Genomic DNA, 16570 nt, shown 5'->3' with positions numbered 1-16570 from the left:
GGGACGCCATGACCGCCGTTCACGAGTTCCCGATGACGCGGACCTGCCCGTTCGCGCCGCCGCCGGCGTACGAGGAGATCCGCGAGGGCGAGCCCGTCTCGCGGGTCCGGCTGCCCGACGGTGGCCACGCCTGGGTGGTCACCCGGCACGAGGACGTCCGGACCGTGCTGAACGACCGGCGCTTCAGCGCCGACCGGCAGCACCCGGACTTCCCGCAGCTGGTCAAGGGCGGGTTCCGGCGCCAGGGCGACGAGCGCACCATGATCACCATGGACGCGCCCGAGCACGGCCCGGCCCGCAAGGCCGTGCTCGGCGAGTTCACCGTGCGCCGGATGGAGGCGCTGCGGCCGCGGATCCAGGAGATCGTCGACGGCCGGATCGACGCGCTGCTGGCCGGGCCGAAGCCGGGTGACCTGGTCGAGACGCTGTCGCTGCCGGTGCCGTCGCTGGTCATCTGCGAGATGCTCGGCGTCCCGTACGCCGACCACGACTTCTTCCAGACCCACACGGCGAAGCTGATCAAGCGCTCGACCCCGCCCGAAGAGCGGCGGGCGGCGTTCGACACCATCCGCGAGTACATGGCGGACCTCATCGCCGGCAAGGAGGACAACCCGCCGGACGACCTGCTCGGCCGGCAGATCGTCAAGCTGCGCGAAGAGGGCACCTACCGGCGGGAGTCGCTGGCCGCGACGGGGTTCCTGCTGCTGGTCGCGGGGCACGAGACGACGGCGAACATGATCTCGCTGTCCACCGTGGCCTTCCTGCGCAACCCGGAGCAGCTCGCGGTGATCAAGGCCGACCCGGGCAAGACGCTCGACGCCGTCGAAGAGATGCTGCGGTACTGGACGATCGTCGACGCGGCCACGGCGCGCCTGTGCGTCGAGGACATCGAGGTCGGCGGCCAGCTGATCCGCGCCGGCGAGGGAGTCCTGGCGCTGGCGTACTCGGCGAACCGCGACCCGCGTGCGTTCGACGATCCGGACGCCCTCGACATCGAGCGCGGCGCACGGCACCACGTGGCGTTCGGGTTCGGCCCGCACCAGTGCCTCGGCCAGAACCTGGCCCGGATGGAACTGCAGATCGTCTTCGACACGCTGTTCCGCCGCATCCCGGGCCTCGCGCTGGCCGCGCCGGTGGACCAGCTGCCGTTCAAGGACGACGCGAACATCTACGGCCTGTACCGGCTGCCGGTGACCTGGTAGAGACGAACTGCCACCCACCACAGGGAGAGAAGGACCATGAAGATCATCGCGGACACCGGCAAGTGCGTCGGCGCCGGTCAGTGCGTACTCACCGAGCCGGCCCTGTTCGACCAGAGCGAGGACGACGGCACGGTCATCGTGCTCGACGACCAGCCGGAAGGCGAGCTGGTCGAGAAGGCCCGCGAAGCGGTGCACGTCTGCCCCAGCCAGGCCCTTTCCCTCCAGGAGTGACCCGCGCGAAGGCCACCTCGAGTTCCCTCGAGGTGGCCTTCGGCTTTACTTGACCGCGCCCATGGACAGGCCGCGGACCAGGTGGTTCTGGGCGATCCAGCCCACGATCATCACCGGCAGCGACGCCAGCAGCGCGGCCGCCGACAGCTGGGCCCAGTAAAGACCTTCGCTGGTGATGAACCCGACCAGGAACACCGGCACCGTCCCGGCCCGGGCCGCGGTCAGGTTGACCGCGTAGAAGAACTCCGTCCACGAGAAGATCACGCAGATCAACGCCGTCGCCGCGATCCCCGGCGCGACCACCGGCATGATGATCTTGCGCAACAACGTCGGCAGGTTCGCGCCGTCGATGCGGCCCGCCTCGATCATCTCGTGCGGGACCTCGAGGAAGAACGACCGCATCATCCAGATGGCCAGCGGCAGGTTCATCGACGTGTACAGGATGACCAGCGCCCACACCGTGTCGAGCAGCTCGGTGTTCTGCGAGATCACGTACAGCGGGATGATCGCCGCCACGATCGGCAGCATCTTCGTCGACAGGAAGAAGCCGAGCGCGTTCGACGTGCCCTTCACCGGCGCCAGCGACAGCGCGTACGCCGCCGGGACGCCGAAGAGCAGCACCAAGGCCGTCGACAGGATCGTCACGAACGCCGAGTTCGACAGGTACGGCAGGAACCCGCCGCTCAGGACGTTGCCGAGCTGCTCGAACGTCGGGGTGAAGAACAGCTTCGGCGGGTCGGTGTAGGCGTCCGCCTCCTGCTTGAACGCCGTGAGGATCATCCACAGCAGCGGGAAGACGAACAGGATCGCGATCACCCAGGTCGCAACGGTCAGCGACCCCTTGCCGTAAGCCCGCTTGCGGGGCGCCACCGTGGTCACTTGATGCCTCCGCTCACCGAGAAGGTCCGGAACATCAGGCGCAGCGCGAAGGTCGCGACGATCATCGTCAGGATCACCACGATCACGCCCATCGCTGACGACTGGCCGACGTCGAAGCCCTCGAACGCGCGCTGGTAGATGTAGTACGGCAGGTTGGTGCTCGCCGTGCCCGGACCGCCCTGGGTCATCAGGAAGATCGCGTCGAAGCTGTTCACGATGTAGATCGCGCCCAGGAGCGTCGCCAGCTGCAGGAACCGGGACAGGTGCGGCAGCGTGATGGAGACGAACGTGCGCCACCGGCCGGCACCGTCCACATTGGCCGCTTCGAGGACGTCCTTGGCCTGGCTCTGCAGGCCCGCGAGGATCAGCAGCATCATGAACGGCGTCCACTGCCACACGATCTGCGCCATCACCGACGCGAGCGGGAATTCCGAAAGCCAGTCGACGTCGGTGCCGAAGACGAAGTGCAGCAGCCCGTAGGTCGGGTCGAACATCGTCGTCTTCCACAGCAGCGCGCCGGCCGCCGGGAGGATCAGGAACGGCGTGATCAGCAGCGTCCGGACGATGCCGCGGCCGAGGAACTTGCGGTCGAGCAGGATCGCCAGGCCGAGGCCGAGCAGCAGCGCGACGAACACGCACACCACGGTCAGCAGCACCGTGTTGAGCAGCGCGACCAGGAACGTCGTGTCGCTGAAGACGTCGATGTAGTTGTCCAGGCCGACGAAGTGCCGCGAGCCGGGCCGGACCAGGTTCCACGACTGGAACGAGTAGAACACGGTGAGCAGGAACGGCAGCTGCGTCACCGCGATGACGAAGATCAGCGCGGGCAACAGCGGCAGCCGCCGCTTGGCCGCGGTGCTCAGGCCGCGTTTCTCTTCGACCTTCGCCCGCGAGGTGGAGGTGGGGGTGGATACGGAGAGCGTGGACATCACTGCACCGCCTTGTAGGAATCGCCCACCGTCTGGGCGTAGTCCTGGGACTGCTTCAGGGCGTCTTCGACCGATTCGCGGCCGGCGATCGCGGCCGACAGCTGCTGGCTCACCCGGGTGCCCAGGTCCTGGAACTCGGGAATGCCGACGAACTGGATGCCGGGGTAGGGCACCGGGTTCGCCATGACCTTCTGCTGGTTCGCGTCCGCGATGCCGTCGAGCGTCGGCTTCGCGTAGGCCTTCGCCGCGTCGGCGTACTCGGGGATGGCGTACGTCGACTGGCGGACGCCCGGCGGGACACGGTTCCAGCCGTAGGTGTGGCCGACCTTCTGCACGTACGCCTTGTCGGTCATCCAGGCCATGAACTTCCAGGCCGCGTCCTTGTCCTTGGCCACCTTCGGGATGCCCAGGGCCCAGGTGTAGAGCCAGCCGCTGGCCTGCGTCTTGACGACGGGGGCGGGCGCGTAGCCGGACTTGCCGACGATCTTGCTGCTGGACGGGTCCTCGTTGGTGCCCGCCATGACGGTCGCGTCGTACCACATCGCCGCGTTGCCCTGCGTGTAGCGAGTGCCGCACTCGGAGAACCCGGCGCTGGAGGCGCCGACTTCACCGTGCTCGCGGATGAGGTTGACGTAGAAGTTCGCGGCCTGCGTGAACTCCGGCGACGTCAGCTTGGCGTTCCAGTCCTTGTCGAACCACTGGGCGCCGAACGTGTTGGCCACGGTCGTGAACGGCGCGAGGCTTTCGCCCCAGCCCGGCTTGCCGCGCAGGCAGATGCCGCTGATGCCGGCGGCCTTGTCGTCGAGCTTCGCGGCGTAGTCGGCGATCTGCTGCCACGTCGGCTTGGCCGGCATGGTGATCCCGGCCTTCTCGAAGAGGTCCTTGCGGTAGGCCAGGAACGACGACTCACCGTAGAACGGCACGGCGTACATCTGGTTCTGGTACGACAGCGACGTCTTGATGCTGGGGATGAAGTCGGCTTCGTCGTAGCCGGGGGTGGCCGCCATGTGCGGTTCGAGGTTCTCGAGCCAGCCGTTGGCCGCCCACTGCGGGGCCTCGTAGTTGCTGATCATGACGACGTCGAACTCGCCGCCCTCGGTGGCGGTCGACGCGGTGATCTTGGCGCGGGCCTGGTTTTCCGGCAGGGAAACGAACTTCAGGTTGATGCCGGTGGCCTTCTCGAACTCCGGCGCGAGCGAGATGGCGTCCTTCATCTGCGGGTTGGACACGATCGCGATGACGAGCGTGCTGCCACCGGTACCGATCGAGCCGGCGCCGGCGCAGCCCGTGACCAGCAGCGATGTCGCCGCGACGAGGGTGAGGAGCTTACGCACGGCCACCTCCGGGAAGGACTTGCACCTTGAGGCCCGCGCCGCTGCGCATCTTGGCCAGCGCCTCGGGGTACTGCTCCAGCGGCAGGGTGTCGGTGAGCAGCGCGCCGGCGTCGATCGCGCCGGACGCGACGAGGTCGAGGGCGGCGCCGAAACTGTGCAGCACGGCCATCGAGCCGACCACGGTGATCTCGTCGTTGTAGATGCGGAACGGCGAAAGCGCGACGCGGGCTTCGGCCGGGGCGACACCGAAGACGAGCAGCCGTCCGCCGCGCCGGATCGCGTCGAAGGCAGCCTCGATGGCGGGCGCGGCGCCGGTGCAGTCGACGGCGACGTCGAACTTCTCGCCGTTGAGGTCGCTTACGTCTTTTGCGGTGCCGACAGCACCGAGGCTTTTCGCGCGGGGCAAGCGGGCTTCGTTGCGATCGACCACCGTGACCTGTGCGCCCGAGCGCTGCAGCAGCTGCTGCATGATCAGGCCCATGGTGCCGGCGCCGACGACGAGGAAGCGTTCACCGGCTTCGACGCCGATCCGGCGGACGCCGTGCACGGCACAGGAGACGGGCTCGACCAGCGCGCCCTGCTCCCAGGTCATCGAGTCCGGCATGCGGTAGCAGTTGGCCGTCGGGACCGCGACGAACTCCGCGAAGGCGCCGTCGACGGTGTCCCCGGTGGCGTTCCAGTTGGCGCAGAGGTTGCCGTGGCCGGCGCGGCACGGGCCGCAGTAGCCGCAGAACAGGGACGGGTCGACGGCCACGCGGTCGCCGACCTTCCACTCGCCCGGCACGTCCGCGCCGAGCTCGACGATCTCCCCGGCGAACTCGTGCCCGGGGACGATGGGGTACGGCGTGGGCGGGAAGTGCCCGTCCGCGATGTGCAGGTCGGTGCCGCAGATGCCGCACGCTCCGACCTTGACGACGACCTGACGTTCCCCGGGTTTCGGATCGGGCACCTCGCCGACCCTGATCTCACCGGGCCGGTCGACGATGGCGGCACGCATGCCTTGCCCCTTCCTCGCGCTCATATGAGCAACGTTGACCTATCGCGACGAGAAGATGTGAAGGCATTACAGGTCTGACGTCGGTGTTACGTCAACCTTTCGGCTGAATTTCGCGCTATTATGCTCAAATGAGCGCTTCTCGTAAGAGCGCTTCGCTTACAGAAGCGATGCTGCTCGCCACCGTCGCCCGGCGCTTCTACGTGCAGGGACGCTCCAAGCTGGAGATCGCCGACGAGTTCGGCGTCAGCCGCTTCAAGGTGGCGCGGATGCTCGACACAGCTATGGAGTCCGGCCTGGTCCGGGTGGAGTTCTCGCTGCCGGCGCCGGTGGACCTGGTGCTGTCGGACGAGGTGCGCTCGGCGTACGGCCTGAAGCGGGCTTTGGTGCTCGAACGCTCAACCGAGCGCGAGCCGAAGGAGGTCGTCCGGGCGAAGATCGGCTCGCTGGCGGCGCGGCTGCTGGAGGAGATCGCGGTCCCGACGGACGTGATCGGGCTGTCGTGGGCGCGGTCGGTGAACGCGATGACGGAGGCGGTCCGGTCGCTGCCGCGCTGCCCGATCGTCCAGCTGTGCGGGGTGCAGGCCGGGATGGACATGCGCGGCCGCTCGGTCGAGACGGTCAGCCGCGTGACGTCGGTGTCCGGCGGCGACGCGTACCCGATCTTCGGGCCGCTGGTGCTGCCGGACCGCCGCACGACGGAGACGCTGCGGCGCCAGCCGGGGATCGCGGAGACGTTCGGCCAGTTCCGTCATCTGACGAAGGCGGTGGTCAGCATCGGCGCGTGGCAGCCGGGCGAGTCGACGGTGTACGACGCGCTGGACGAGGCCGAGCGGGCGGCCATCGCGGCCCGCGGGGCGACGGCGGAGGTCGCGGCGCGGCTCTTCGACGCTTCGGGAAACGCGTTGTCGACCGGCTTGGCCCACCACGTCCTGGCGATCAGCCACGAGGAGCTGATGGCGGTCCCGGAGGTGATCGCCCTCGGCTACAGCCGCCCGAAAGCCGCAGCGGTGGACGCGGTCCTGCGGTCCGGCATGGTCTCCACGCTCATCACCGACGCGGCCGCCGCGGTCCCGTTGCTGGCTCTGGCCGCCAAGAACCCCGTGATGCCCCGCTGATCACGCGAGTTCCGGGTTGCGGCCCTACTCCCCCAGGCGTACGGCCGCCTCGGCGGCGTACCCCGGCGGGCGCAAACCCGGTCCCGGCGGATCCGGGGCGAAACCCGGGTCGCGCCCGATGTGCCCGCCCCGCCGCCCGGCGAGCCTGAAGACGTGAAAACTTCTCCCCGCTGGCGGCAGGCCGTCGTCTGGCTGCACGTCGTTTCGTCGGTCGCCTGGATGAGCCAGGCCCTCGCCCTGGTCGTGCTGATGTCGACGGGTGCGCCCGCGATGGCCGACCGGCTCGACTCCGTCCTGCTCGCGCCCATGGCCAACGTCTCCGCGTTCACCGGCCTCCTGCTCGCCGGCGCGACCGCGTGGGGCTACTTCCGGCACTGGTGGGTGCTCACCAAGTTCGCCCTGACGCTGATCCAGCTCTACGCGGGGATCTTCCTGCTTTCCCCCGCGCTGCGCGACTCCGCGGACACCGGCACCGTCGCCTGGCCGCAGATCGCCGGAGCGTCCCTGATGGCGAGCGCGCTCGCGTTCCAAGCCTGGCTGTCCGTCGCGAAACCGGGACGTCGGACACCGTGGTCACCCACCGCAAAGCCGCTGACCGCGCCGACGTGGGTGTTCGTGGCCGGGATCGGCGCACCCGTGGCGGACGTCGCCGCCGGGCTCGCCCTCGGCTACCCGCTGCCTGCGCTGGAGCTGGTCACGCTGATCGTGCTGCTCGGGTTTGAGCGGCGACGACGTCGTCGCCGTGCTCAGCGGCCCAGCGCCCGAAGCCCTCGATCGGCTCCAGCAGCGTCTCGCCCAACGGCGTAAGGGCGTACGCGCCTTCGCGCCGCTCGACGAGCCCGTCGGATTCCAGGCGCCGCACGGTTTCCGTGAGCACCTTGGCGCTGATGCCGCCGATGGAGCGCCGCAGGTCGACGTGCCGCTGCGGGCCGTGGCGCAGGGCCCAGACCACGACCGGGTTCCAGGTGTTGGCGACGAGGTCGAACGCGAGCCGCGTCCGGCAGTCGGCGAGGAAGTCCATGGTTACCGTTCGGTTCCTTCCCGGGTGCCTACCGTCGTTGCTGGTACCAGCCAAGCACAAGGAGGACGCATGCGGATCGGGATCTTCGGCACGGGCGACATGGCGGAGGCGCTCGGGAGGCACTGGGCGAGGGCAGGCCACGAGCTGATGGTGAGCGGCCGTTCTTCTCCTGGTCCGTTGGCATCTCGCCTCGGCGCGGCCACCGGGACGTGGCAGGAGACGGCGTCTTTTGCTGATGTTCTGTTGTTGGCGGTGCCGGCGGGCGCGATCGGCGAGGTGCTGGCGGAGGCGGGTCCGCTGGGCGGGAAGGTGCTGGTGGACTGCTCCAACGACCCGGCGTTGACGGGCGCGCCGGTGGCGTCCCGGATCGCCACGGAGGGGTTGGTGGTGAAGGGGTTCAACCTGGCCCACGTGGACGTCTGGCGGATGAAGCGGCCGGTGTTCGACGGCCGGCCGCTGTCGGTTCCTCTTTGCGGTGATCCTTCGGCGGTCGACGTGGTGAGCCGGCTGGTTCGTGACGTGGGCGCGCGGCCGGTGTTCGCGGGTGATCTCTCGCGGGCGGCGCTGCTGGAGGCGACGGCGGCGTTCGCGATCGGGCTTTGGTTCGCCGGCGAAGACGCCCAGGCGATCTTGGCGCCGGCGGGGTGAGAATGACGCGGTGGGACTGATCGAGCACCTCGAAGCCCGGCTGGGCACGATCACCGGCGGCTGGAAGCACGACGGCTACCAGGTCGCCGAGTTCGATTCCGACTGGTTCGCGACGATCGGCCTCAGCCGGCATCCGCTGCATTCGCGCCGGTCGGCCCGGCACCTGCGGCTGGAGCTGATCACCGGCGGCCGTCCCGCGGAGTTCCTGCCGGGACTGCTCGCCCAGGTCGCGGACGAGGTGCTGGCCTCAGGCGAGGCGCTCCTGCGCGGCGACGTCGTGGGGCCCCGCGGACCGCTCGTGCCCGGCAGCGCGCTCGAAGCGTGGTACGCGGCAATCCCGGTGTACCAGGACGACGAGTTCGCGGCGGTCGACCTCCCCGACAACACCCGGGCGGCGATCGTCTGGCTGGCACCGATCTCAGCCGGCGAAGCGGTTTTCTGCGCTTCGCACGGCTGGCGGGCGTTCGAGGACGAACTGGTCCGGCACGACCCGGACCTCCTCGATCTGGGTCGCGCCGAGCTGCCGTTGTGCCGAGGCTGAGCCTCAGAGGCCGTACTCGATGGCGGTTGCGTCGGTGCCGTACTCCACCGGCGTGACCGCCAGCGCGTACTCCACCATCGAAGCCGCCGACGCGGCCGGGGCGACCCCCACTACCACCGCTGCCGCGAAAAAGACTCCGGCCAGTAAGCGCTTGACGTTCCCCATGGTTCCTCCCGAACTCGGAACCTCCACGCTAACCCCTCACCCGCCCCGCTCCACGGCGATTGCGCCGTTGAGCGCAGCGACTGCGGCGAAGTCGCCCATCGCCAGATCCGCCGCCAGCGCGGGCTCCACCATCGAAACCGCCGAGCGCTCCCCGCCCTCCTCCGGCAGGGTTCCGGCAAAGTCGTTTGTGCTGGTTATGGGGTGATTCCGAAGAGTGTGAGTGGTCGGGTGGCGTTTCGGGCCATGTGTCGGAGCGCTCGGGTGATGCTGGTGTGGCCGGTGGCGTGCAGGGTGCTGATGGCGAGGTTGCGGAGGGTGGCCATGGCTCGGGGCCGGTGCGAATGCGGACGCGGGAGTGGTCTTCGCGGTAGGTGGTGTCGCGGACCCAGTGCAGCCGGTTCTCGATTTCCCAGTGGCGGCGTAGGTGGGTGGCGATGGCGGCGGGGCTGGTGCTGGTGGGCAGGGCTGGTGATGCCGTAGCCGGTGTGGGTTTCGCGGGTGCCGGTGGTGCGGTCGGCGCGGTAGCGGGTGATCTGGGAAACCTGCGTGGTGGCGGGGAAGTCGAGGTCGTCGGGGGCGGGCAAGGTCTCGATGGTGCGTTGTTCGAGGCGTCCGTGTCCGATTCCGGTACTGGTGTGGCGGGTGGCCTGGGGCCAGGGCAGCGCGGTGAGCCGGCTGCGGAGCCGGTGCTGGTTTCCCTTGACGGTGAGGACGTAGTGCGGGTCGCGGCGAGTGAGGTAGCGGACCAGGGCGCGGGTGGTGTGCAGGGCGTCGGCGGTGACCACGACACCGGCAAGGTCGATACCGTCGAGCAGCGGCTGCATCCAGGTGATCTCACTGGTTCCGGCGTCGACCTGCTGCTGGGCCAGCACGGTTCCGTCCTGGTGGGTCAGTGCCGATAGGAGATGGACTCCCGCGCCGCCGGTGCGGGCGAATGTGCCGCGTAAGGGTGACCGCCCAAATCTGTGGACAACCGAACCCGATGTGGACAACTCGCGGGCCGGCGGTTCATCTCACCGCATCGACATTGCCCGACGCCAGATCCGCCGCCAGGGCGCACAACGGCTCGCCTCCCCGCGGCACCAGCGTCACCATCCCCGACGCCAGATCCGTCACCAGCGTGCTCAACGTCATCAGCTCATCGCCGTCCGAAGCATCCCGGTAGACGCTGCTCGTCAACGCCGACACCAGCCACTTCGCGTCCGGAGCCGAAGGCGCCAAATGCGCACACACCTCCGCCCGCGCCAAGCTCTCCTCCGAAGGCGAATCCAACGAAGGCGACAGACGCCGAAAGTGGTTCGTATGCCAGGAAAACCCACTGTCCACAACGGAAACAGCCGTCTCGTGCCCCGCCTTCTCGACCACCGTCACCCCCGGCGATCCGACCTGGCCCATCGTGTACGCGAACCCGCCCGCCGAAGCATGCGCGCGCAGCACCGACACCGCCGCCGCCAGCGAAGGGGCCCGCTGGGCCGTCCGCGCCACGAAGTGCCGGCCCGCGGATGGTGACGGCGTCACGACGTTGACGCTGTCGATGCCCCAGACCAGGCCGTTCGTCGTCACCGTGAAACTGTTGGCCGGCACGAAACCCGGATACCACCACACGCACACACCCGGCTCGCCGTCGATCAGCAGCGTCAGCAGGCGGCCGATTCCGTCGAACACCGGGGCGCCGTCCTCGTTGTGGCCGAGCAACGACGGCGCCCACGCCAGGTCCGTGCAGCCCGTCCCGTCGCCCGCGCCGAGGTCGCCGCGCAGGTTGGCCAGCAGGAGGTCGTCGAACGGTACCTCCGCGCCCGCCGCCAGCGCCGTCAGCTCGGCGTACGCCTCCGGGTGCTCCACCTGCGACGCCGATTCGATCGCGCGGAACAGCAGCGGCGACCGCCGGGCCCGCGCGGTGACCGGCCACGACGGCAGTCCCGCCAGGACGGTCCGGATGTCGGCCGCCGCGTACGCCCCCAGCGCGCGGAAAGCGGCTTCCCGGGGACCGCTGACGACCGTCCAGCGCACGTCGCCGATCCGGTGCTCCCGCACTGTCGCCACCATGCGCTCACGATGACTGACCGGTCAGGAAATCGCAACAATCAGTGCGCGCCCACGTCGGTCACCCGGACGACCGCCATCCCGGCCTCGTCCGACGCGGCCAGGTCGACCTCGGCGCTGATGCCCCAGTCGTGGTCGCCTGCCGGGTCGTCGAAGATCTGCCGCACCTTCCAGACGTCCGGCAGCTGCTCGATCAGCAGCAGCGCCGGCCCGCGCGCGTCCGGGCCGGTGCCGAGCTCGTCGTACTCCTCGAAGTAGTCCTCGATCGCTTCCTGCCACGCCTCGGCGTCCCAGCCCGACGCCGCGTCGAGCTCGCCGAGCGGGAACCACGCCCGCCGCGCGAACAGCTCGACCCGGCGGAACAGCTCGTTGCGCACCAGGACGCGGAACGCGCGCTCGTTGCGCGTGACGGCCGGCGGCTCGGACGGCGGCCGCGTCGAAACCGGGCCCTCCTCCGTCGGGTGGCGCAGCGCCTCCCACTCGTCCAGCAGGCTCGAGTCGACCTGCCGGACCAGCTCGCCGAGCCACTCGATGAGGTCCTGCAGCGGCTCGGTCTTCGCCTCGTCCGGCACCGTGTGGCGCAGGGCGTCGTAGACGTCGGCGAGGTAGCGCAGCACCAGCCCTTCCGACCGGGCGAGCTGGTAAAAACCGACATACTCGACGAAGTTCATCGCGCGCTCGTACATGTCGCGCACCACGGACTTCGGCGAGAGCTCGTAGTCGGCGACCCACGGGTGGCCCTGCCGGTAGCTGTGGAACGCGCCCTGCAGCAGCTCTTCGAGGGGCTTCGGGTACGTGACGTTCTCGAGCAGCTCCATCCGCTCGTCGTACTCGATGCCCTCGGCCTTCATCGCGTTGACGGCCTCGCCGCGGGCCTTGAACTGCTGCTGCGAGAGCACCGGCCGCGGGTCGTCCACAGTGGATTCCACAGTGGACACGACGTCGAGCGCGTAGCTCGGCGACTCGAGGTCGAACAGTTCGATGGCGGCCAGGGCGAACGGCGAAAGCGGCTGGTTGAGCGCGAAGTCGAACTGCAGGTCGACGGTGAGCCGGACGATCCGGCCCTGATCGTCCGGTTCGGACAGTCGTTCGACGACGCCGGCGGCGAGCAGCGCGCGGTAGATCGCGATGGCGCGCAGGATCAGCTTGCGCTGCGACGCACGGTCCTCGTGGTTGTCCTCGAGGAGGTGCCGCATCGAGTCGAACGCGTTGCCCGGCCGCGAAATCACGTTCAGCAGCATCGAGTGCGTCACCTTGAAGCTGGACGTCAGCGGCTCCGGATCGGCCGCGATGAGCCGCTCGAACGTGCTCTCGGTCCAGTTGACGAACCCCTCGGGCGCCTTCTTCCGGACGATCTTCTTTTTCTTCTTCGGGTCGTCACCCGCCTTCTCCAGGGCCTTGGCGTTCTCGACGACGTGGTCGGGCGCCTGCACGACGACGTAGCCGTCGGTGTCGTAGCCCGCGCGCCCGGCGCGGCCGGCGATCTGGTGGAACTCGCGGGCCTTGAGGTGCCGCTGCCGGACGCCGTCGTACTTGGTCAGGGCGGAGAACACGACCGTCCGGATCGGAACGTTGATGCCGACGCCGAGGGTGTCGGTCCCGCAGATCACCTTGAGCAGCCCGGACTGCGCCAGGGTCTCGACCAGCCGGCGGTACTTCGGCAGCATGCCGGCGTGGTGGACGCCGATGCCGTGGCGGACCAGCCGCGAGAGCGTCTTGCCGAAGCCGGCGGAGAACCGGAAGTCGCCGATCAGCTCGGCGATGGCCTCCTTCTCGGCCTTCGTCGTGACGTTGATGCTCATCAGGGTCTGCGCCCGCTCGATGGCCGCGGCCTGCGAGAAGTGGACGACGTAGACCGGCGCCTGGCCGCCGTTGAGCAGTTCGGACATGGTCTCGTGCAGCGGCGTCAGCGCGTACCGGAAGGTCAGCGGGACCGGGCGCTGCGCCGACGTGACCACCGCCGTCGGCCGTCCGGTGCGGCGGGTGAGGTCCTTCTCGAAGAAGGACACGTCGCCGAGGGTCGCCGACATCAGGATGAACTGGGCTTTCGGCAGCTCCAGCAGCGGCACCTGCCACGCCCAGCCGCGGTCGGGCTCGGAGTAGAAGTGGAACTCGTCGGCCACGACCTGCCCGACCGGGGCGTCCGCCCCGAACCGCAACGCGATGTTCGCCAGGATTTCAGCCGTGCAGCAGATGATCGGCGCGTCCGGGTTGACGCTGGAGTCGCCGGTCATCATCCCGACGTTGTCGGCGCCGAAGATGTCGATGAGCTGGAAGAACTTCTCCGAGACCAGCGCTTTGATGGGCGCGGTGTAGTAGCTGCGGCGGCCCTGGGCGAGCGCGGTGAAGTGCGCGCCGACGGCGACGAGGCTCTTCCCGGAGCCGGTCGGCGTCGACAGGATGACGTTCGCCCCGGAGACGACCTCGATCACCGCCTCTTCCTGCGCCGGGTACAGCTCGAGGCCCCGTTCGGCCGTCCAGGTGGAGAAGGCTTCGAAGAGCGCGTCGGGGTCGGGATCCGCAGGCAGGAGGTCGGTGAGAGTCATCAGGTCCCCATCGTCTCATCCGCTCAGCGCAAAGTCGGCAGGGGCGATCGCATCGCGGGTGCGAAACCCGTAGGCTTCGCGGTACCGCGCACGGCCTGGAGCATACTTCCGGTCTGGCGCGCACACGGGCGGTAATCCGGAGGGCTTAGGAATGGCACAGGACATCATCCCGATCGAACTCGGGCTGCCGCAGGGCGACGTCGTCACCCTGTGGGCCCCGCGCTGGCGGGAAGACGGCGAGGAGTGGGAAGCTTTCCTCGGCGACGAGGACGACCTGTACGCCTTCCCCGACGCCGCTCACCTGGCCGCTTTCGTCCGCACGTCCGAGCGGCACGACCTGCTCGACCACCCGGCGTGGGACGCGGTGCCGTCGCTGAACGTGCCCGAGCTGATCCCGGACGAGGACCACACGTACGACCTCGTCGGCGTCCCGGAGCTCGTCGCCGAGGAGCCGGACGTCTGGCACATCGCGGAGCTGGCGGAGATCGTCGGGATCGTGCGGTCGCTCGCCGACGTCTGCGACCTCGAGGAGGTCCACGAGATCCTCGACTCGACCGAGGGCTTCTCGCTGCTCGACCAGGGCACGCTGCCGTTCACCGGGAGCGTCGGGGTGCAGGTGTGGAACGACCTGTCCGAGACGGTGTCGCAGAAGTGGGACACCGTGCTCGACGCGATCGACGGCCTGGTGACCCAGCCCGAGGTCGACGAGAAGGTGCTGGAGCAGACGGCCGAGGAGCTGGCGGCGTTCCACGAGGAGTCGGCCGAGGCCGAGGCCGGCGCGGAGGGCGAAGAGGACCTCGAAGCGCTCTCGTCGGACGACGACGCCGACGACTCCGAGGACGAGGAAGAGGGCCCGGTCGGCTTCTGGGCCGAGGTCGGCATCGACCCGATCAAGATCATCACGTCCGGCGCGGAGTACTACACGCTGCGCTGCTACCTCGACGACGCCCCGGTGTTCCTGGGCAGCGAGGGCGAGATCGACGTGTTCACCTCGCCGGGCGCGCTCGCCAGGGCCCTCGCCGACGGCAAGGACCTGGCCGACACGGATCTGGCGGACGTGTCCACGTGGGACGAGGTCCTGGCGAAGGCCACGGCGGGCGAGCTCGAGATCGAGGTCGACCCCGAGAACACGTACGTGTTGACGGGCCTGGACGCGGACATCGCGGAGGGCCCGGAGGCGCTCGACCCGACCCAGCTGGAGCTGGCGGTCGAGCTGATCACGGACGCGGCGGAGTGGGCGGGCGACGACTCGGCCGAGACGGCCCTGGCGTCGAACGAGAGCCTGGGCTGGCTGGTGTCGTTCGTGCTCCGGCCGGACCCGACGCGCCTGGAGCCGTCGGCGCCGTTCGACGCGGAGCAGAGCGCTTGGCGGAAGCTGGTCGAGACTTTCGAGAACCGCCTCACGGTGGCTTGATCTCTGGCTCGCACGAAGGCCGCCTCCCATGCTCGGGGAGGCGGCCTTCGTCGTGTCGTCCCTTCAGACACACGTGTCGTCCCTCCAATCACGCGAGTTCGCCGCTCCGGCCCGCCAGACTTCGCGACGGGCCGGGCATCTCGCGTGTCCAGAGGGGCATCACCGGTGATCTGGGGGTCGACACGCGTGATTGGAGGGACGACACGCGGACCTGGGTGGACCGTTGTCACGGCTCGGGGTGTTCTGCGCGGACCGGGACCACCAGGACCGCCAGGGCCGGGAACACCGCCGCCACGCAGAAGGCGAGTGCGTACCGGCTGTCGCCGATCACCAGGCCCAGCAGCGGCGGGGTCAGGGAGGCCGCGACGTTCTGGGCCGTGTTCTGCGTGCCCATCGCGCGCCCCGACCACGCCAAGCCCGCCAGCTCCGCCGAGGCCGTGAAGCCCAGGCCGTTGTCCGCCACCGTGATCACCCCCGCCAACGCCAGCGCCAGCAGCACCAGCCATGGCCAAGATGCGTCCCCCAGCGCGACCAAGAGCATGACGAGGCAGCTCATGACCGCCAGCTGGCGCATCGGGCGCAGGCGGCTCCCGACCCGGTCCGACCACCAGCCCGAGCCGAGCCGGCCCAGGGCCCCCAGCACCTGGACCACCGCGAGGTACCAGCCCGCCGACAACGGGCTCCAGTGCTGCACCGCCACCAGGTACACCGGCGCGAACGCCGACACCGCGAACTGCGGCACCACCAGCAGCGCGCTCGCCCCGTGCACCCGCCACAGCGCCGCGTGCCGGTACGGCGACGACGGCCGCTCCCCGGAAACCGAGCGGGGTGGCCGCGGTGGGTCGGTCACCAGCCACGCCACCAGCAGCGCCACGAGGATCGCCAGCCCGGCCGGCAGCAGGACCGCGGCCCGGAAGCCGAAGTGCGCGGCCAGCGGCGGCAGCCCCAGCGCCGCGACGCCGACGCCCAGCGGCTGGGCCGTCTGGCGGATCCCCATCGCCACGCCCCGCTCCGACTTCGCGAACCACCCCATCACGACGCGACCGCTCGCGGCGTTCACCGAGGCCGTACAGGCGCCCGCCGCCAAAAACACCCCAAAGAGGAGCCCGACCGGGTGACTTCCTACCCCTGCGTACACCAGGAGTAACCCCGAGGCGCCCAGACCGAGGGCCATGATGAGCCGCTCTCCGTAACGGTCCGCAGCCGCGCCCCACACGATCAGGGTGAACAGCAACCCGATGCTGGGCGCCGCCACGACGGTGCCCGCCTCGGCCAGCGTCAGGCCCTCGGCGTCACGCATGGCCGGGACCAGGAACGGGATGCCGTAGAGGAACGAGCAGCTCGCGGTCTGCGCGGCGAGGCCGAGCGCGAGGATGAGCCAACGCCGTCGGCTGACATGCTGCTCGCTCGCGACCTGCGCCATCTTCGCCACCGTCTCAAATAATGAGAACAACTTCCTACATAGTGAACGATAGTTGGCATGACTAAGGACCGCAAGGGAGTTG

At 69.5% G+C, this 16570-nt stretch carries 17 protein-coding genes; 7 read left to right on the top strand and 10 right to left on the bottom strand.

Annotation, left to right across the window (positions count from 1 at the left end; all coding sequences use genetic code 11):
• Window positions 1-8 precede the first annotated feature (8 nt).
• Together AB0J55_RS31225 and AB0J55_RS31220 are read left to right on the top strand one after the other, a co-directional pair.
• Window positions 9-1202, top strand: coding sequence for a cytochrome P450 (locus AB0J55_RS31225; protein ID WP_364256419.1), 1194 nt, complete (start codon window positions 9-11; stop codon window positions 1200-1202).
• A 36-nt stretch (window positions 1203-1238) separates the two neighbouring features.
• Window positions 1239-1433 carry a ferredoxin gene (locus AB0J55_RS31220; RefSeq protein ID WP_103353029.1) on the top strand — a complete coding sequence of 65 codons (195 nt, stop codon included), beginning with the start codon at window positions 1239-1241 and terminating at the stop codon, window positions 1431-1433.
• Between the two features lie 45 nt (window positions 1434-1478).
• On the opposite strand, the gene AB0J55_RS31215 is transcribed toward AB0J55_RS31220, so the two are convergent.
• From AB0J55_RS31215 to AB0J55_RS31200, 4 genes are read right to left on the bottom strand one after another with little or no spacing between them, the layout of a single operon-like run.
• The gene (locus AB0J55_RS31215) at window positions 1479-2312 is read right to left on the bottom strand and encodes a carbohydrate ABC transporter permease (RefSeq protein ID WP_003064117.1); all 834 of its coding nucleotides are present in this window, start codon (window positions 2310-2312) and stop codon (window positions 1479-1481) included.
• The gene (locus tag AB0J55_RS31210) at window positions 2309-3241 is read right to left on the bottom strand and encodes a sugar ABC transporter permease (protein WP_364256415.1); all 933 of its coding nucleotides are present in this window, start codon (window positions 3239-3241) and stop codon (window positions 2309-2311) included. The genes AB0J55_RS31215 and AB0J55_RS31210 overlap by 4 nt, the downstream gene beginning before the upstream one ends.
• Window positions 3241-4581: a sugar ABC transporter substrate-binding protein gene (locus tag AB0J55_RS31205; RefSeq protein WP_364256412.1), complete on the bottom strand. Its 1341-nt coding sequence runs from the start codon at window positions 4579-4581 to the stop codon at window positions 3241-3243. Before AB0J55_RS31205 ends, AB0J55_RS31210 begins: the two co-directional genes overlap by 1 nt.
• Complete coding sequence (locus AB0J55_RS31200; RefSeq protein ID WP_364256409.1) at window positions 4568-5572, bottom strand: zinc-dependent alcohol dehydrogenase family protein; 1005 nt, start codon at window positions 5570-5572, stop codon at window positions 4568-4570. The genes AB0J55_RS31205 and AB0J55_RS31200 overlap by 14 nt, the downstream gene beginning before the upstream one ends.
• Window positions 5573-5700: 128 nt before the next feature.
• Between AB0J55_RS31200 and AB0J55_RS31195 the strand changes: the two genes are divergently transcribed.
• Window positions 5701-6687 (top strand): sugar-binding domain-containing protein, encoded by a 987-nt coding sequence (locus AB0J55_RS31195; RefSeq protein WP_364256406.1) that lies wholly within the window; start codon window positions 5701-5703, stop codon window positions 6685-6687.
• Window positions 6688-6840: 153 nt separating this feature from the next.
• The gene (locus tag AB0J55_RS31190; RefSeq protein ID WP_364256403.1) at window positions 6841-7494 is read left to right on the top strand and encodes a hypothetical protein; all 654 of its coding nucleotides are present in this window, start codon (window positions 6841-6843) and stop codon (window positions 7492-7494) included.
• On the opposite strand, the gene AB0J55_RS31185 is transcribed toward AB0J55_RS31190, so the two are convergent.
• On the bottom strand, window positions 7382-7708 hold the full coding sequence (locus AB0J55_RS31185; RefSeq protein WP_364256401.1) for a helix-turn-helix domain-containing protein: 327 nt from the start codon (window positions 7706-7708) through the stop codon (window positions 7382-7384). The two genes, AB0J55_RS31190 and AB0J55_RS31185, sit on opposite strands and share 113 nt — an antisense overlap.
• Before the next feature lie 69 nt (window positions 7709-7777).
• On the opposite strand from AB0J55_RS31185, the gene AB0J55_RS31180 reads away from it, so the two are divergent.
• Both AB0J55_RS31180 and AB0J55_RS31175 read left to right on the top strand, forming a co-directional pair.
• On the top strand, window positions 7778-8356 hold the full coding sequence (locus AB0J55_RS31180) for an NAD(P)-binding domain-containing protein (RefSeq protein WP_364256398.1): 579 nt from the start codon (window positions 7778-7780) through the stop codon (window positions 8354-8356).
• Window positions 8357-8366: 10 nt separating this feature from the next.
• Window positions 8367-8897 carry a suppressor of fused domain protein gene (locus AB0J55_RS31175; protein ID WP_364256395.1) on the top strand — a complete coding sequence of 177 codons (531 nt, stop codon included), beginning with the start codon at window positions 8367-8369 and terminating at the stop codon, window positions 8895-8897.
• Window positions 8898-8900: 3 nt separating this feature from the next.
• On the opposite strand, the gene AB0J55_RS31170 is transcribed toward AB0J55_RS31175, so the two are convergent.
• The 4 genes from AB0J55_RS31170 to AB0J55_RS31155 all read right to left on the bottom strand — a co-directional run bounded on the left by AB0J55_RS31170 (window position 8901) and on the right by AB0J55_RS31155 (window position 13651).
• Entirely contained in the window at window positions 8901-9062 is a 162-nt protein-coding gene (locus AB0J55_RS31170; RefSeq protein ID WP_364256392.1) for a hypothetical protein, read from the bottom strand.
• Between the two features lie 194 nt (window positions 9063-9256).
• Window positions 9257-10054, bottom strand: a complete 798-nt coding sequence (locus tag AB0J55_RS31165) for an ISAs1 family transposase (protein ID WP_364256389.1) — start codon at window positions 10052-10054, stop codon at window positions 9257-9259.
• Between the two features lie 16 nt (window positions 10055-10070).
• Window positions 10071-11108 carry a C45 family peptidase gene (locus tag AB0J55_RS31160; protein ID WP_364256386.1) on the bottom strand — a complete coding sequence of 346 codons (1038 nt, stop codon included), beginning with the start codon at window positions 11106-11108 and terminating at the stop codon, window positions 10071-10073.
• Between the two features lie 38 nt (window positions 11109-11146).
• Window positions 11147-13651 (bottom strand): DUF3516 domain-containing protein, encoded by a 2505-nt coding sequence (locus AB0J55_RS31155; RefSeq protein ID WP_364256383.1) that lies wholly within the window; start codon window positions 13649-13651, stop codon window positions 11147-11149.
• A 151-nt stretch (window positions 13652-13802) separates the two neighbouring features.
• Between AB0J55_RS31155 and AB0J55_RS31150 the strand changes: the two genes are divergently transcribed.
• Window positions 13803-15065, top strand: coding sequence for a primosomal protein (locus AB0J55_RS31150; protein ID WP_364256380.1), 1263 nt, complete (start codon window positions 13803-13805; stop codon window positions 15063-15065).
• A 226-nt stretch (window positions 15066-15291) separates the two neighbouring features.
• Here AB0J55_RS31150 and AB0J55_RS31145 read toward each other — a convergent pair whose 3' ends face one another.
• Window positions 15292-16488 (bottom strand): MFS transporter, encoded by a 1197-nt coding sequence (locus tag AB0J55_RS31145; RefSeq protein ID WP_364256377.1) that lies wholly within the window; start codon window positions 16486-16488, stop codon window positions 15292-15294.
• Between the last annotated feature and the right edge of the window lie 82 nt (window positions 16489-16570).

This window comes from Amycolatopsis sp. NPDC049688 (assembly GCF_040674975.1).
GTDB lineage: Bacteria > Actinomycetota > Actinomycetes > Mycobacteriales > Pseudonocardiaceae > Amycolatopsis.
The sequence above is the reverse complement of the archived record's forward strand: the minus strand, read 5'-3'. Positions and strand labels throughout refer to the sequence as shown.

Excerpts from the sequence above, each read along its gene's own strand:
- AB0J55_RS31225 (WP_364256419.1), top strand. The coding sequence starts at position 9 with ATGACCGCCGTTCACGAGTTCCCGATGACGCGGACCTGCCCGTTCGCG.
- AB0J55_RS31220 (WP_103353029.1), top strand. The coding sequence starts at position 1,239 with ATGAAGATCATCGCGGACACCGGCAAGTGCGTCGGCGCCGGTCAGTGC.
- AB0J55_RS31210 (WP_364256415.1), bottom strand. The coding sequence starts at position 3,241 with ATGTCCACGCTCTCCGTATCCACCCCCACCTCCACCTCGCGGGCGAAG.
- AB0J55_RS31200 (WP_364256409.1), bottom strand. The coding sequence starts at position 5,572 with ATGCGTGCCGCCATCGTCGACCGGCCCGGTGAGATCAGGGTCGGCGAG.
- AB0J55_RS31195 (WP_364256406.1), top strand. The coding sequence starts at position 5,701 with ATGAGCGCTTCTCGTAAGAGCGCTTCGCTTACAGAAGCGATGCTGCTC.
- AB0J55_RS31185 (WP_364256401.1), bottom strand. The coding sequence starts at position 7,708 with ATGGACTTCCTCGCCGACTGCCGGACGCGGCTCGCGTTCGACCTCGTC.
- AB0J55_RS31180 (WP_364256398.1), top strand. The coding sequence starts at position 7,778 with ATGCGGATCGGGATCTTCGGCACGGGCGACATGGCGGAGGCGCTCGGG.
- AB0J55_RS31170 (WP_364256392.1), bottom strand. The coding sequence starts at position 9,062 with ATGGGGAACGTCAAGCGCTTACTGGCCGGAGTCTTTTTCGCGGCAGCG.
- AB0J55_RS31160 (WP_364256386.1), bottom strand. The coding sequence starts at position 11,108 with ATGGTGGCGACAGTGCGGGAGCACCGGATCGGCGACGTGCGCTGGACG.
- AB0J55_RS31155 (WP_364256383.1), bottom strand. The coding sequence starts at position 13,651 with ATGACTCTCACCGACCTCCTGCCTGCGGATCCCGACCCCGACGCGCTC.
- AB0J55_RS31150 (WP_364256380.1), top strand. The coding sequence starts at position 13,803 with ATGGCACAGGACATCATCCCGATCGAACTCGGGCTGCCGCAGGGCGAC.
- AB0J55_RS31145 (WP_364256377.1), bottom strand. The coding sequence starts at position 16,488 with ATGGCGCAGGTCGCGAGCGAGCAGCATGTCAGCCGACGGCGTTGGCTC.